This window comes from Amycolatopsis sp. NPDC058340, from assembly GCF_042723975.1.
GTDB lineage: Bacteria > Actinomycetota > Actinomycetes > Mycobacteriales > Pseudonocardiaceae > Amycolatopsis.
This window is the reverse complement of sequence record NZ_JBHXIB010000018.1, coordinates 95,726-111,374: the sequence shown is the minus strand read 5'-3', so window position 1 is coordinate 111,374 and position 15,649 is coordinate 95,726. Positions and strand designations below refer to the sequence as shown.

The 15,649-nt window shown below is 71.1% G+C and carries 7 protein-coding genes; all 7 read right to left on the bottom strand.

Features of this window, described 5'->3' with window-relative positions; translation table 11 throughout:
• Positions 1 to 152 precede the first annotated feature (152 nt).
• The gene (locus ACFWIW_RS21470; RefSeq protein ID WP_378370045.1) at positions 153 to 2,909 is read right to left on the bottom strand and encodes an AAA family ATPase; all 2,757 of its coding nucleotides are present in this window, start codon (positions 2,907 to 2,909) and stop codon (positions 153 to 155) included.
• Between the two features lie 184 nt (positions 2,910 to 3,093).
• Positions 3,094 to 3,504 (bottom strand): hypothetical protein, encoded by a 411-nt coding sequence (locus ACFWIW_RS21465; protein WP_378370044.1) that lies wholly within the window; start codon positions 3,502 to 3,504, stop codon positions 3,094 to 3,096.
• A gap of 195 nt (positions 3,505 to 3,699) precedes the next feature.
• Positions 3,700 to 4,635: a TauD/TfdA family dioxygenase gene (locus ACFWIW_RS21460; protein WP_378370043.1), complete on the bottom strand. Its 936-nt coding sequence runs from the start codon at positions 4,633 to 4,635 to the stop codon at positions 3,700 to 3,702.
• Positions 4,632 to 5,897, bottom strand: a complete 1,266-nt coding sequence (locus ACFWIW_RS21455) for an ATP-grasp domain-containing protein (RefSeq protein WP_378370042.1) — start codon at positions 5,895 to 5,897, stop codon at positions 4,632 to 4,634. Before ACFWIW_RS21455 ends, ACFWIW_RS21460 begins: the two co-directional genes overlap by 4 nt.
• Positions 5,894 to 7,165, bottom strand: coding sequence for an ATP-grasp domain-containing protein (locus ACFWIW_RS21450; RefSeq protein WP_378370041.1), 1,272 nt, complete (start codon positions 7,163 to 7,165; stop codon positions 5,894 to 5,896). Before ACFWIW_RS21450 ends, ACFWIW_RS21455 begins: the two co-directional genes overlap by 4 nt.
• A complete protein-coding gene (locus tag ACFWIW_RS21445) occupies positions 7,162 to 12,588 on the bottom strand; it encodes an amino acid adenylation domain-containing protein (protein ID WP_378370040.1) in 5,427 nt (1,808 codons plus the stop codon). The genes ACFWIW_RS21450 and ACFWIW_RS21445 overlap by 4 nt, the downstream gene beginning before the upstream one ends.
• Positions 12,585 to 15,617, bottom strand: coding sequence for an amino acid adenylation domain-containing protein (locus ACFWIW_RS21440; RefSeq protein ID WP_378370039.1), 3,033 nt, complete (start codon positions 15,615 to 15,617; stop codon positions 12,585 to 12,587). Before ACFWIW_RS21440 ends, ACFWIW_RS21445 begins: the two co-directional genes overlap by 4 nt.
• Positions 15,618 to 15,649 lie beyond the last annotated feature (32 nt).

The following is a 15,649-nucleotide window of genomic DNA, read 5'->3' as shown; positions in this document are numbered from 1 at the left end:
ATTAAATTCACGGCGCCACTACCAGGGCTTTTACCGAAATCCGGAGCCAACCGGCGGAAACTCCGTTCCTATTAGGACAGTATGCCGAAAAAGTACGGGACCTCATCAATCTGCGCGGACACGAAGAAACCAAACCGAGTGAAGCACACGATTCAGGCGGTTTTCGACGCGGCGACCCGATCGCGCAGCAATTCCTCACTCAGGACCGCCCGTGACGGCAGGTCGAGTTTGGCCAGCGCGCGGCCGAGATGGACTTCGACGGTGCGCGCGGACAGGAACAGCCGCTCGGCGATCTGCCGGTTGGTGAGGCTCCGCGCGGCCAGGCAGACGACCTCGAGTTCCCGAGGTGACAGCGCCTTGCCGTAACCGCGCCGTCCCCGTCGCGGGACGTCCGGATCGTGCGCCGCCAGCGCCCGGCGGCATCGCTGCGCGTCGGCGAGGGAATCCAGTGACCGGTAAGTGGTCTCGGCCGAGGTGAACGCGCCCAGCACCCGTTCGTGGTCACCGAGTTCGGCGTAGCACTCGCCGGCGAGTTCCTCCGCGCTCGCTGCCGCGTAGGGTCGTGGCAACGCTTGATAGGACCGCGCCGCACGGCTGAACAGTTCGGCGGCTTCGGCGGCTCGGGGCCGCGCCAGCAAACCACGGCAGAAGAGGTCGGCCGCGTGGGCGAGCGGCGCGTCGCGACCGGTGATGCCCTCCTGGTACTCGGCCAGCAGTGCCTCGGCGATCCCGGTCTCCTTCTGGCCGATCAGGATCCGGACCGCCGTCGGGAGGAGTTCGGCCGCCCACACCCAGTTGTTCTTCCGGCGGACGCTCTCCAGGCCGTACTCGACGAGACGGCGCGCCGCCGCGAGGTCCTTGCCCGCGAGCCGGACCGCCGCCCGTCCCGCGAACGACGAAGCCTGCAGAGGGACGCTGCCCGCCGAAAGCGCGGACGCGGCGTCGAAGTCGCGCAAGGCCGCCGCCCGGCGCCCGCGGCCGAAGTCGTACCAGCCGAGCGCCAGCAGGGGTTCGGCCGACAGGGAAGCGTCCTCCCCCACCCGCGCGACGAGCGCACGCGCCTCGTCGTCCACAGTGGACCAGAGACCCATGGCGACGTCGAGCCGCAGATCCGTGCCCGCGGCCAGTGCCTCCAGATAGGGCTGATGCTCGTCCTGGATCAGCCGTCGCGCGGTGGCGAGATACGACCTGGCCACCGGGTAGTAGCCGTTCCAGGCCGCCGCGTCGGCGAGGTTGATGTAGGTCCGGCAGACCTGGCGGCGTACGTCGGCCGAGCGCGGCGAGTCCGGGAGCGTCACGACGTCCTGCCAGACGCCGGGATCGGCGACCTGCATCCGGCTGGACATCCGGTTCGCGGTCACCGCGGCGAGCAGTTCGACGTCGCGGACGCCTTCACTGGCCCGCTCCGCTTGGTCGAGCCAGCGCAGGTTCTCTTCGACCGGGATCGCGCCGACGTGCGGGAGCGCCAGCGTGACCAGTCCACGCGCGAGCAGCGCCCGGTGGCCGGAGAGATCGGCGACGGCGAGCTGGATCTCCGAGCGCCCCGCGTCGATCTCGCCGGTCTGGTTGATCAGCAGGCGGCCGAGGTTGATCCGGATCTCGCCGCGGGCGGACTTGCTCATCGGCCAGTCCCGCACCGCGGTGCGCAGCAACCGGACCGTCGGCTCCTTGACCAGTTCGTAGGCGGTCACCCTGCTGAGCCGGACGGCGAAGTTCTCCCTGTCCGCCCGGGAAAGGTCCTCGTCGGCGAGTGCGGCTTCGAGCAGGCGCACGGCCTCGTCCGGTTTGCCCTCGGTCACCGCCCCGTCCACGGCCGCCGAGGTCCACCGCACCCATTCGCCGAGTTCACCGGCCTCCCGATGGTGCCGGGCGATCCTGGGCGCGTCCGGTTCGTCCGACGCGGAGAGAAGACGAGCGACGCGACCGTGCAGATGGCACCGGCGGGGACCGGGGATCGCGGCGAGCAACACCTCCTCCACCAGAGGGCTGCGCGTGGCGTACCGCCCCCTGCCGAGATCCCGCAGGAATCCCGCGTCGAGAGCGGAAAGGAGCGCGCCGACCACGGCGTCATCGGCCATGTCCGAGACGGCGGCCAGCTCTCGCCCGCTCGCCGGACGGCCGAAGACCACGGCCGCCTCGGTGATCCCGGCGCAGTCCTGGTCCGCTTTGGCGAACCTGGCCGCGAGCGCGGCGGACCACGCCGCCGGGACGGAGGTACCTGGTGACTCCAGGACCGCGTGAACGGCTCCGCGCAGGCCGCCGGTTCGCCGGTGAACCCGTTCACCGGTCTCCCGCGAGCCTGCCAGCGACACGACGTCCTCGACGCCCAGCGGCGCCAAGACGGCTCTCGCGGTCACTCCGGACCTGGGCGGCCACCAGGATTCGCCCGGCACGGGCCGATGCGCCCGGACCGTCGACGTGGTGACGACGGCCAGCCGCGGCGAAGGATTGTCCGCCAAGAACCTGAGGAGATCTTGGGTCTCTTCGTCGGCCTCGTCCGCGTCGTCGACGAGCAGAACGGTGCGTTCGTGCGTGCTCAGCAGCGCTCGGATCGCCCGGAACACCAGGTGACGGCCGTTCGCGTCGACCGTCACCGCCGGGAGCACCTCGGTCAGTTCGGGCAGCAGCGGCCGGAGGACGCCGGCGACCGGCGACAGGCGTGAGGCGACCGAGGACCACCGGCCGGGATCGGCGCTCAGCGCTTCGAGGACCGGGCCGAGGGGGACGGGTCGCCGGCGCCGGGCGCAGTGGACCCGGATCACGGCGCACTCCCGGGTCTCATGGCGCGCGAGTTCGTCGAGCAGCCACGTCCGGCCTGCCCCTGGTTCGCCCTCGACCACGGCGAAGGCCGGACAGCGGGCGATCGCCCGTGCCGTCCCGGCGACGACGTCCGCTGTCGCATCGTTCATGAAACGACTTTAAGCGCGAACGTCCCGTACGGGATTTCTCTAAGGGTCCTCATTTATTGGGCCGACGGTCGCGGGCGTGACGTCCTGGTGCCGCCTTTCGCGTGACTGAGTGGAAGGACACGTCCATCCGGTCATGCGAAACCGACGGCCGCGGGCACCTGGGATACGGCTGGTCGCCCTGCCTTCACTGATACGTGACCGGGCGGGCCAGCTCGACGAGGCTGTCGAACAGGACCTCCGCGGACCGGCATACGGCCAGCGGCGGCGCCTCGTACGGGCCGATGACCTCGGTCAGCTGTTCCCAGACGAGCCTGCCCAGGACCCTGGCCAGCACGATCCCGACCGCGGCGGGCTCCCCGGCACGCGGCCGCAGCGCGTCTTCACCGCCGCTGAGCCGGCCTTCGGGCTCCAGCTCGTCGAGGCAGCGGGAAAGCACCTCGCCGGTCAGCCGGATCACCGCCACGCGTGAGGGTCCTCGCAGGTACGGAGCGACGTCCGCCATGCTCGCCATGCGACGGAGCACCCCGGCCACCATGCGGTCCCGCACGTAGCGCGTTCCGAGGGCTGTCGCGGACTCCTCGAATCGCTTCGACACGTCCCCCAGCTTTCCCTGCGCACCAGTGCTTCAGCCAGCCCGAAGACGATAAATGAGGATCCGTAGAGAAAGCCGGCGGCGGGGAAGCTACGGCGTGAGGCGGGTTACCCCGCTCCCGCGGCCTGGAAGCCGAAGCCGGACCGTCCGCGTGGGACGGTCCGGCCGGCCTGTTCGGGTCCTGGCGGAGCGCCGAGATCAGGTCATCGCGACCAGGGTCCGCCGCTTCCCCGTGAACGGCTCGCGCCCGTGCGCCATCAGCATGTTGTTGATCACCATGATGTCGCCCGGCTGCCATGGGAACGCGTAGCCGACCTCGTCGTACGCCGCCTTGATCGTGTCGAGATCCGCCTGCGGGATCGGCGAGCCGTCGGCGAAGAAGGCGTTGCGGGGCAGGTCTTCCACCGGGTAAAGCTCCAGCAGCGCCTCGCTGACCTCCTCCCCCAGGCTCGAGACGTGGAACAGGTTGGCCTGGTTGAACCACACCATCCCGCCGGTGTGCGGTTCCGCGACGAAGGACGGGCGCACGTGCCGGGTGCGCAGGCCCTCGTCGGTCCACTCGAACGTCTGCCCGTTGGCGGCGCAGTAGTCCTCCACCGCCTGCCGGTCTTCGGTCTGGAACGCCTCCTGCCAGCTCAGCCCGAGGCCCTCGCGGAACGCCCGGGTGTAGGTGACGCCGCCCGCGAATCGCTCACGCAGGTCCTCCGGCAGCAGGCGGTACACCGCGCGGCTGTCGGCGATCGGCGTCGCGCCACCGGTTTCGGCCGCGATGTCGCACAGGAAGAACAGGCGGTCCGGCCAGTGCGCCGAGTACGAGCTCTCGTTGTGCATCGGGATCGACTCGGCGGGCGGATACTCCGTCGACGTGTAGATGTTGCCCGACACCGCCGAGCGCGGCGTCGACCGTTCCGTGTAGGTCAGCAGCGAGCCGCCGATCTCCTCGGTGACCTGGTTGAACACCGTCAGGTCGGCGGGCATCCCGCGCAGCAGGATCGCGCCGTCCTCGCGCAGCCGGTCCTGCAGTGTTTCGCGGTGCGCGCGCACCCAGTCCAGGCCCGTGGCCGCGTACACGGTGAGCTTCGTGTGTTCGTTGCCCTCGATGTGCCCGAGGTTCGCCGTGAGTTCGGCGGTCATGACTCCTCCAGTTCGAATCGGATCAGCTTGGCGGCCTCGGCGTGCAGCGCGGCGAGGTCTTCGGTGTCGGCGAACCCCGCGGCGAGCACGTTCACCGCGTAGATCTCCTGGTCGTCGGTGAGCAGCTGGCCGGGGCGCACGATCGTGACGACCTCCAGTACCTCGGGCAGGTCGGCGACCTCGTCGGTGCCTTCGACGCGGATCAGCCGTCCGGTGCCCTCGGCGTAGAAGATCAGGTAACCGACCGGCACGGGCAGGCCCGTACCGCGCGCGGGCGGCGGCGTGCCCAGCGCCAGCGATACGGCTTCGGCGATGACGTCGATGCCGGTCGCGAGCTTCAGCAGCACCGGCTGGGCGCCACCGGCCGGGCGGCCCGCGTTCACCTCGACGATCGTCGGGCCCAGCTCGGCGTCGTCGATCAGCTCCAGATGAGCGCAGGTGTTGTCCAGGCCCAGCGCGAGCGCGGCGGACGTCGCCGCCGCGAACAGCCGCTCGGTGTCCTTTTCGGACAGTTCGAGCGGCGGGCAGACCATGCCGAGCTCGAATTTCCGCTCGTCGATCAGCGGTTTCTCCACCACGGCCACCGGTTCCGCGGCGCCGTCGCGCACCAGGACGTCGACCGCGTACTCCGGCCCACGCAGCAGGCCTTCGACGAGGAACACCTTCAGCGGGTCGATCGACCCGACGAGCCGGTGGTACCGGGCGTCCTCCGAGTGCGGCAGCCGCTCGGCCAGCAGCCGGTACGCCGCCGCCAATTCGTCCACAGTGGACACCGTGCGGACGAGATTGCTCGCCGCGCCGTTCACCGGTTTGACGATCGCCGGGAGCCCGACCGCCGAAGCCACCGACTCCGCGTCGTCGGCCGACGAGATCAGCGCGCAGCGAGGGCCGGGCAATCCGGCCGCGGCGAGCGTCCGCCGGACCGCGAACTTGTCGTGCGTCACCGTGAACACCGACGCCGGGCAGCGCGCGACGCCGAGCAGCTCGGCCGCACGGGCGACGCTCGCGATGATCCCCTCGGCCGCGGTCACCAGCCCGGCCGGACGCGCGTTCCGCGCCCGGATCGCCTCGGCGACGGATTCGGCGTCACGGACGTCGGCGACGACGATGATGCCGTCCACCACGTCCGCCAGCTGCGTCAGCTCGGCCGGGTCCAGGGGCTCGCTGACCAGCTCGGCCCGCAGGCCGGTCGCCCGGACGGCGGCCACGACGTCGGCGATCCACTGTCCGGCGGTCTCGCAGACCACGAACGCGGTGTTCACACTTCCTCCAGGTCCAGCTGGACGAGCTTGCTCGCCTCGGCGTGCAGGGCGGCGAGGTCGTCGTGGTCGGCGAACCCGGCCACGACGAGGTTGACCGCGTAGGTCTCCTGTTCGTCGGTGAGCACCTGCCCCGGCGAGACGGTGGTGACGACGTCGATCACCTCGGGCAGTTCGGCGATCTCGTCGAGCCCGCCGATCCTGGTCAACCGGCCCGAACCGGCCGCGTAGAGGATCAGCATGCCCAGCGGGATCGGCAGTTTCGCGGGTTCCCGCACCGGCGGCGGTGCGTCGACCGCGAGCGCCGCGAGCTCGGCGAACACGTCGATGCCGGTGCGCAGCTTCGCCAGCAGCGGCATGATCGACCCGGCCGGGCGACCCGCGTTGACCTCGACGATCGTCGGGCCGCGGTCGGCGTCGTCGATCAGCTCGACGTGGGCGCAGGTGTTGTCGAGCCCCAGTGCGCGGACGGCCGCGACCGCCGCCGCCGTGACCAGTTCGGCCCGGCCGGCGGTGAGCCCGGCGGGCGGGCACGACAGTGCCAGCTCGAACTTCCGCTCGTCGATCAGCGGTTTGTCGAGGATCTCGACCGGTTCGGCGACCCCGTCACGGACGAGCACGTCCACCGCGTATTCCGGGCCGGACAGCAACCCTTCGACGAGGAACGTCGCCGAAGGATCGAGTGTCCCCAAAGGACGGTGGTAGCGCGGATCCGCGGACTCGGGCAGCCGCGCGGCCAGATGCTCGTACGCGGCCGCCAGCTCGTCCACAGTGGACACGGTGCGGACCAGGTTGCTGCCCGCCCCGTTGACCGGTTTGACGATCGCCGGGAGCCCGACCGCCGAAGCGACCGCTGCCGCCTCGCCTGCCGACGAGATCAGGGCGTGCGCGGGCCCCGGCAGACCGGCCGCGGCGAGCGCCTCCCGGACCTCGAACTTGTTCGCGCACAGGGCGAACACCGACGCCGGGCAGCGCGCCACGCCGAGCAGTTCCGCGGCGTGGGCGGTGCTCGCGATGGCGCCGTCCGAGCCGGTGAAGATCCCGGCCAGCGCGCCGCCGTCGATCTCCCGGACCTTCGCCGCGACGGCCTCCGCGTCGTGGACGTCGTCGAGCGCGACGATGTCGTCCACCACGCCGTCCAGCGCGGCTCGCTCGGCCGCGTCCATCGGCGGGGCGAGCAGCACCACGCGGTGCCCGGCCGCCCGCATCGACGGGGCGACCTCGCCGACCCAGTGCCCGCGGGCCTCCCTGACCAGCACTGCCGTACTCATGCGGCTTCCTTCCCGGCGAGCTTGCGCTCCCGTTCCTGTGCCCCCACCAGGTCGTCGGGCAGTGAATCGGGCACTTCGGTGTCGAACCGGCGCAGCAGCCGCAGCGAGAACCCGCCCACGTTGATCAGCAGCAGGATCAGCGCGAAGACGACGTAGGCGAGCCCGATGCCCCGGGTCTCGCCGGTGCCGAGCACGGCGCCGACCGACCCGGTCAGCGCGCCGCCCGGCGCCAGCAGCGGCGAGAACCAGCCGACGGCCAACGGCGCCAGCACGGCGAACCCGATCGGCAGCGTGGACCACGTGATCGTCTGGTTGATCGCGAACACCCGGCCGTGGAACCGCTGCGGCACCTTGACCTGCACCAGCGTCGCGTAGATGCCCTGCGACACGGACATCGCGGCGGCGAGGAGGAACACCCCGGCCGCGACGACGATCAGCGACGGCCGCAGGCCCATCACCAGGCTGCCGAGCGCGATCCCCACGTTGCCGACGAGCACGCCGACCATCCGCCGGTGCCGCGGGCCGCCCCACAGCGCCATCCCGATCCCGCCTGCCACCGCGCCGACGGCCTCGGCCAGCGCCACCTGTGCGACGTCGGTGACCGAGCCGAACGACAGCACGAGCGGCGAGAGCAGCACCAGCGCGGGAGCGAGGAAGACGTTCGCCAGCGCGAAGTACAGCAGCATCGTGCGGAAACCGCGGTGGTTCCACGAGTACCGCAGCCCACCCGCGATCGCGGTCAGCAGCGGTTCGCGCGGGCGCCAGCCCAGCATGTCCGGGAACCGCACCAGCAGCAGGCCCACGATCGCGAACGCGTAGCTCGCCATGTCCAGGATCAGGATCCCGGACAGCTGGATCGTCGCCAGCAGCCCGGCCGCGATCACCGGCATCAGTAGCTGGGCGAAACCGGTGGAAAGCTGCGCGAGCCCCATCGCGTGCCCGAGGTACTGCTTCGGTACCAGCTGCGCCACCGACGACTGATAGGCGATGCGCTGGAACGAAGCGGCCACCGACCCGAGCGGGATCAGCACGTAGAACAACCACAGCTGGACGTGCCCGGTGATCAGCACCAACGCCAGTATCAGCTGGATGCCGCCCGCGATACCGCTGGCCGCGATCATGATCCGCCGCCGGTCGCCGCGGTCGACCAGTGCGCCCGCCACCGGCAGGACGAGCACGCCGAACAGCAGCGCGAGCGCCCACAGCAGGCCGAGGTCGGCGACCGAGCCCGTGCGGGTGTAGAGCCAGATCGGTACCGCGAACGACGTCAGCGCCGAGCCGGTCGAGGACACCAGCTGCCCGATGGTGATCGTGACGAACCGGCCCATGCTCGGCCGCACCGCGGGTTTGTCGTCCACAGTGGACCGATGGGTTTCGTGTACCGCCCAGCCCGCGTCCTCGCCGCGGACCCGGACGTCGAGCTCGCCGGGATCGTCCAGCGCCGGATGTACGCGCGTGACGATCTCCGCGAGTTCTTCGGCCCGGTAACGCAGGAAGAAGTGCCCGGCCTGGTCGAGTACCACGAGCGCGGTGGTGTCGGTGAGGAACTCCCATTCCCGGTACCGCTCGGCGTAGTAGTCGGTGACCGGGTCCTCGGAGCCGACCACCGACACGATCGGCGCGCGCAGCTTGGCCACGCGGGCGTCGAGCAGGCCGCTGAAGTACTCCTCGGCGGCGCGGCTGTCGGCCCGCATGTTCGTGATGATCCGGTCGGCCTGCGCCGGGTCGAGGTCGTCGGTGTCGACGCCCATGCCCTTGAGCCAGTTCGAGTAGTACCGGTTGCTGCGCAGCTTCTCCAGCCGCGTGCGCAGCGTGCCCACCGCGCCCTTCATCCGGGCGAACGGGAAGATCGCGCCGATGTAGACGACCTCCAGCTCGCGGCCGCGCTCTTCGAGCATTCGGGCGACGGCGACGGCGAGCGCGTTGCCGACACCGCAGTGACCGTAGATGGCCAGCGGGCCGTCGATCCGGTCGAGGATCTCGCCGGCCAGCCGCTCGACCAGGTCGTCGAAGGGCAACGCCTCTTCGGACAGCCCGACGTCGTGGCCGGGGATGGCGACCGAGTAGAGCGAGTAACCCTCCGGGAGCGCGTCGGCCAAGGGCTGGTAGACGATCGCGCTGCCGCCGCCGTAGGGGAAGCAGACATAGGTCAGCGTCCGCTGCTTCACCGGCTTGGTCAGCTCGTACAGCAGGTGCCGCGGCCGGTCGGCGTCGTCACCGTCCATGAAGGACGCCAGCTCGCGGATCGTGCGGTGCTGGAACAGGTCCATGACGCCGACCTGGCCCGCGCCCGCCTTGCCGATCCGCGCCACCACCTGGGTGGCCAGCATCGAATGGCCGCCGAGGTCGAAGAAGTCGTCGTCGACGCCCAGCTCGTCCACCTTGAGCACGTCGCGCCAGATTCCGGCCAGCAAGGTCTCGACCGGGGTCGACGGCGCGACCAGTTCCTTGGTCGCGTCCCGTGACGCGACCGGGGCGGGCAGCGCCTTGCGGTCGAGTTTGCCGTTCGGGGTGAGCGGCAGCTCGTCGAGCGCGACGAACGACGGCGGGACCATGTAGTCCGGGAGGCTCTGCTTGAGCGCCGTCCGCAGCGCCCCGGGCTCGGCGTCGCCGACGACGTACCCCACCAGCCGCTTGTCCCCCGGCGTGTCCTCGCGGACGATCACGGCGGCGTCGCGTACGCCCGGCCGGGCGCGCAAGGTCGTCTCGATCTCCCCCAGCTCGATACGGAGGCCGCGCAGTTTGACCTGGTGGTCGATCCGGCCGAGGAACGCGATCGTCCCGTCCGGGCGCCAGTGCGCGAGGTCGCCGGTGCGGTACATCCGTCCACTGTGGAACGGATCGCGCACGAACCGCTCGGCCGTCAGCTCCGGGCGGTTGTGGTAGCCCAGGGCGAGGCCGACACCCGCGATGTGCAGCTCGCCGGGCACGCCCACCGGGCAGGGCCGCCCGGCACGGTCGAGCACGTAGATCCGGATGTTCTGGATCGGCGCCCCGATCGGCACCGACGCGACGTCGGCGAGCGCGGCGGGCGTGCAGTGCCAGGCGGTGACGTCGATGGCGGCTTCGGTCGGACCGTAGAGGTTGTGCAGCTCGCAGTCCGGCAGCCGCCGGACGAACTCGCGCGCGGCGTCGAGCGGCAGTTCCTCGCCGCTGCACACGACCCGCCGCAACGCCGTGCAGGTCTCGACGCCTTGCTCGGCCAGGAATAGCGTGAGCATCGACGGCACGAAATGCGCGGTGGTGATGCCTTCGGACGCGAGCAGCTCACGCAGATACGCGGCGTCCTTGTGGCCGCCGGGTTCGGCGAGCACGAGCCGCGCACCGGTGATCAGCGGCCAGAAGAACTCCCAGACCGACACGTCGAAACCGGCCGGGGTCTTCTGCAGCACCGAATCGGTGCCGTCGAGGCGGTACGCGCGCTGCATCCAGTCGAGCCGGTTGACGATGCCGCGGTGACCGTTGGGCACGCCCTTCGGCTGCCCCGTGGAGCCCGAGGTGTAGATGACGTACGCCGGGTCTTCCGGTCCGGCGAGCGGTTCGGGCGGCCCGGCCGTCTCGGCGAGATCGTCAGGGTCGTCCAGAACTATGACGGTCGCGTCACCCGGCGGCAGCGTTTCGCGCAACGCCGCCTGCGTCAGCACGACGGGCGCGGCCGCGTCCCGCAGCATGAACGCCAGCCGGTCGGCCGGGTACTCCGGATCGAGCGGGACATACGCGCCACCGGCTTTCAGCACGCCGAGGAGCGCGACGACCAGTTCGAACGACCGTTCCGCGAACACGCCGGTGAGCACGCCCGGCCCGACGCCGAGACCACGCAACCGGTGCGCGAGCCGGTTGGCCCGCTCGTCCAGCTCGCGATAGGTCAGCGACGCGCCGCGGAAGGTCACCGCGGGCGCGTCCGGCGTCCGGGCGGCCTGCTCCTCGACGAGCGCGTGCAGCGTGGTCTGCGGGAACTCGGCCGTCGTGGCGTTCCAGCGCTCCAGGACGAGTTCGCGCTGCGCCGCGTCGAGAATGTCCACTTCGGACAGCCGAAGATCCGGAGCGGCGGCGATCGAGCGCAGCAGCGTGACCAGCCGCCCGGCCATCCCGGCGACCGTGTCCTCGGTGAACAGCGCGGTGTTGTACACGAGCTTGCCGATCAGCCCGCGTTCGACCTCGATCGCGTGGAACTCGAAGTCGAACCGGGTCGCGGGCAGGTCCATCGGCAGCCAGCGGAAGTCCACATCGGACTGCCCGGCGGCACCCATCCGCCCCATCTCGTAGTTCTGCAGCACGAACATCGCCTGGAACACCGGCGAGCGGCTGACGTCGCGGGGCACGCCGAGCGCGTTCACCAGCCGCTCGAACGGGACGTCGGCGTGCTCGAACGCGTCGAGCACGTGCCGCCGGGTGCGTTCGAGCAGTTCGGCGAACGTCGGGTCGCCCGCGAGCTGGGCACGCAGGGGCAGCATGTTGATGAACATGCCCGCCACGCCCTCCAGTTCGGGCAGGCCGCGCCCGGCCGACGACGAGCCGATCGCGAAGTCCTCCTGGCCCGAGTACCGCGAAAGCAGCACCTGGTAGGCGGCCAGCAGGGTCATGAAGAGCGTGACGCCGTGCTCGCGGCTCAGCTCGCCGAGCGCGCGGGCGAGCTCGCGCTCGACGAAGAACTCGTGGATCGCGCCGTCGAAGCTCTGCTTGGCGGGCCGGGGCCGGTCGGTGGGCAGCTCCAGTGGCTCGACCCCGGCGAGCTGTGCCTTCCAGTGCTCCAGCTGCCGGTCGAGCTCGCCGCCGGTGAGCGTGCGGCGCTGCCAGTGCGCGAAATCACCGTACCCGATGCTCAGCGCGGGCAGCTCGGCCGTGCCGCCGGTGCTCAGGGCGTGATACTGCGCGGCGAGGTCACGCAGCAGCAGGTCTACCGACCAGCCGTCGCCCACGATGTGGTGCGTGCACAGGACCAGCAGGTGTTCCTCGTCGGACACCCTGGCCAGCGTCGCCCGCAGCAGCGGACCCGTGGCCAGGTCGAACGTCTCGGCCGCGGCGGCGTCGACGGCGGCACGGGCCGCTTCCTCGCTTCCGGCGTCCACTATGGACAGATCGACGGTGGCCGACGGTTCGATGTGGACGGTCGGCTGTCCGTCCTCCCCTTCCGGGAAGCGCATCCGCAGCGCCTCGTGCCGCGCGGGCAGAGTGTCCAAAGCGGACTGGAGTGCGGCGACGTCGAGCCTGCCGGTCAGCCGGATCGGCACCGGGATGTGGTACGACCCGGTGCCCGGCGCGAACTGCTCCATGAACCAGACGCGTTCCTGCTGATACGACAGCGGTACGACGGCGTCGGCGGGACGCGGCGTGATGGTCGCCGCCGGCTCCGCGCGCCGTCGAAGCCGCCGTTCGAGCAGGGCGCGGCGCGCGGCCGCGCTGGTCTCGTCGATCGCGGTCATGACTTCTCGCCTTCGGCCAGCTGGCGCTGGACCTCTTCGTCGCTGAGCTGGTCGAGGTCCTCGGCGAGCCGTCGCTCGATCTCGGCGGCGAGCCCGGCGACGGTCGTGAGGGTGAACAGCCCGCGCACGGGGATGTCGACCTCGATCTGCTTGCGCAGCCGGGCCATCGCGCGGATCGCCAGCAGCGAGTTGCCGCCACGGGCGAAGAAGTCGTCGTGCGCGCCGAGATCGTCGATGCCGAGCAGCTCCCCGAGGACCTCGGCGACGAGCTCTTCGGCCGCGGTCCGGGGTGCGACGTACGCCGGTGCCTCATCGGGTTCGGGATCCGGCAGCGCGGCCCGGTCGAGTTTGCCGCTGGCCGCCATCGGCAACGCGTCGAGCGTCACGAACCGGGTCGGCACCAGGTACTCCGGCAACGTCTTCCGCAGGGCCTCGGCCGCTCCCTCGGTGCTGCCGACGACGTAGCCGACGAGCGTTTCGCCGCGGACCGCGACGGCCGCGTCCCGCACGTCCGGCAGCTCGCGCAGCGCCGCTTCGACCTCGCCGGGCTCGATACGGTAGCCGCGCAGCTTCACCTGCTCGTCGACGCGGCCGAGGTAGTCGAGCGTGCCGTCGCGGCGCCAGCGGACGAGGTCGCCGGTCGCGTACATCCGGCCGTACGGACCCTCGGTGAACTTCTCGGCGGTCATCTCAGGCAGGCCGAGGTAGCCGCGGGCGAGCTGCGACCCCGCGACGTACAGCTCGCCCGGGACGCCCGGCGGCACCGGCTGCCGCCGCTCGTCGAGGACGTACACGCGGGTGCCGGGCGCCGGACGGCCGATCGAGACGGGCCCGGACGGCAGCGCGTCCCCGGATTCGATCCGGTGCACGACGCAGCCGACCGTGGCCTCGGTCGGGCCGTACTCGTTGACGACGAGCGTGCCGGGGTGCCGGTCCCGCCACGGCTGGACGGCCTCGGCGGTCAACGCTTCACCGCCGAGCACCAGCTCACCCGTCGGGAACAGCTCTTCGGCGAGGATGGCGAGGTGTGTCGGGGTCGCCTTGACGAACGTCGGGCGGCTGTCGACCACCGCGCCCCCGGCGGTGAGGGTGCCGAGCAGTGTCGTCACGGTGAGGTCGAACGACGGCGACGTGTGCAGCAGCGCCCGTCCGGCCAGGCCGGGGTAGGCCTCACGCGCCCACGCCAGGTACGTGTCGACGGCCCGGTGTTCGACCTCGACGCCCTTGGGCCGCCCGGTCGAGCCCGACGTGTAGATCACGTAGGCGACGTCGCCCGGCCCTGCCGCGGGTTCCGGATCCTCGGTGGCCGCGGCGGACCATTCCGCCGGGTCGTCCAGGGCCAGCGTCTTGGTGTCTACTGTGGACTCTCCGGCGACCAGCACGAACGGGGCACCCGCGTCGGCGAGGATCAGCGCCTGCCGGGGAGCCGGGTTGGCCGGGTCGAGCGGGACGTAGGCCGCGCCACTCTTCAGCACGCCGAGCACACCGATCAGCAGGTCCGCCGAGTTCGGCACGCAGACGCCGACGACGGTGCCGGGACCGGCGCCCAGTTCGCGCAGCCGGTGTGCGACGCGGTTGGCTCGCGCGTTCAGCTCGGCATACGTCAAGCGAACCCCACCGAAGTCGACGGCGGGTGCGCCCGGAGTCCGCCGTGCCTGGTCCTCGAACCTGGCGTGCACGGTGGCTGTGTCCGAAGTGGACACTGCCGGGTTCCAACTATTCAGGACCGATTCACGTTCGGCGTCCGACAGCAGCGGCAGATCCGCGACCGACTGAGCGGGATCGGCCAGCGCCGCAGTGAGCAGCCGCACGTACCGCTCGGCCACGGCTTCGGCGGTCTCGCGGTCGAACAGGTCGGTGCGATAGACGAGCCTGCCGTCCACGGCGGTCAGGTCGATCGCGATGTCGTCCTTCGCGGTGGCCGAGCGGATCGGCTCCAGCCCCGAGTCGGGCAGGAAGTTGAACCCGAGCTGGTACAGCGCCTGCACACCGGGATCGCGTTCGGCCCCGACCGCCTCGGCGACCGCCTGGAACGGCACCTGGCTGTGGTCGATCGCCTCCAGCAGTGTGGTCCGGACCCGGCCGACCAGCTCGGTGAACGCGGGCGCGCCCGAGCAGTCGACGCGCACGGCCATCTGGTTGACGAACATGCCGATCAGGTGGGCAAGCTCCGGCAGGTCGCGGCCGGCGACCGGGACGCCGACGACGATGTCGTCCACTCTGGACAGTCGTGACAGGAGTGCCGCGTAGCCGGCCAGCAGCACCATGAACGGCGACGCCGACAGCTCCCGGCTCAGCTCGCCGACCCGGTCGATCAGACCGTCCGGGAGGGTGAAGTGCACCTGGTCACCGGCGAACGTCAGCTCCGAGGGCCGCGGCCGGTCGGTGGGCAGGCCGTGCACCGGCGGCAACCCGGCGAGCTGCTTGCGCCAGTAGTCCAGCTGTTCACTGGACGTTTCGAGCTGCCCGCGCTGCCAGGCCGAGAAGTCCGGGTACTGGATGGCCAGCTCGGGCAGCTTCGGCTCGCGGCCCTCGAACACGGCGTCGCACGCCTCGCCCAGTTCCGTGCCCAGCACCAGCACCGATCCGGCGTCGAACACGGTGTGGTGCACGACGAACGTGAGCACCCATTCGTCGTCGGCCATGCGGCACACCTGGGCCCGCCACGGCGGCGGTGCGTCGAGCGGGATGGCCTCGCGTGAGATGGCGCCGACGAGTTCGGCGAGCCGGTCTTCACGGGAGCCGGCGGGCAGATCCCGCAGGTCGTGCACCTCGGGCTCGATCGGCACCTCGGCGTGCACCACCTGCATGAGCGCGCCGCCCTCCATGCGGAACGACGTGCGCAGCGCCTCGTGCCGCCCGACGATGACGCCGAGCGCGGCGCGCCACTGCTCCGGGGTCAGCGGGCGGTCCAGCCGGGCCTGGCAGTGCAGGTTGTACACCGGGGACACCGGGTCGAGCTGGCCGGACAGCCAGATCCGCTCCTGGCCGAACGAGGCCGGGAACGTCCATTCCTTCGTGTCGCTCATGATTTCCTGTTCTCAATGTCTGTTGGTGAACC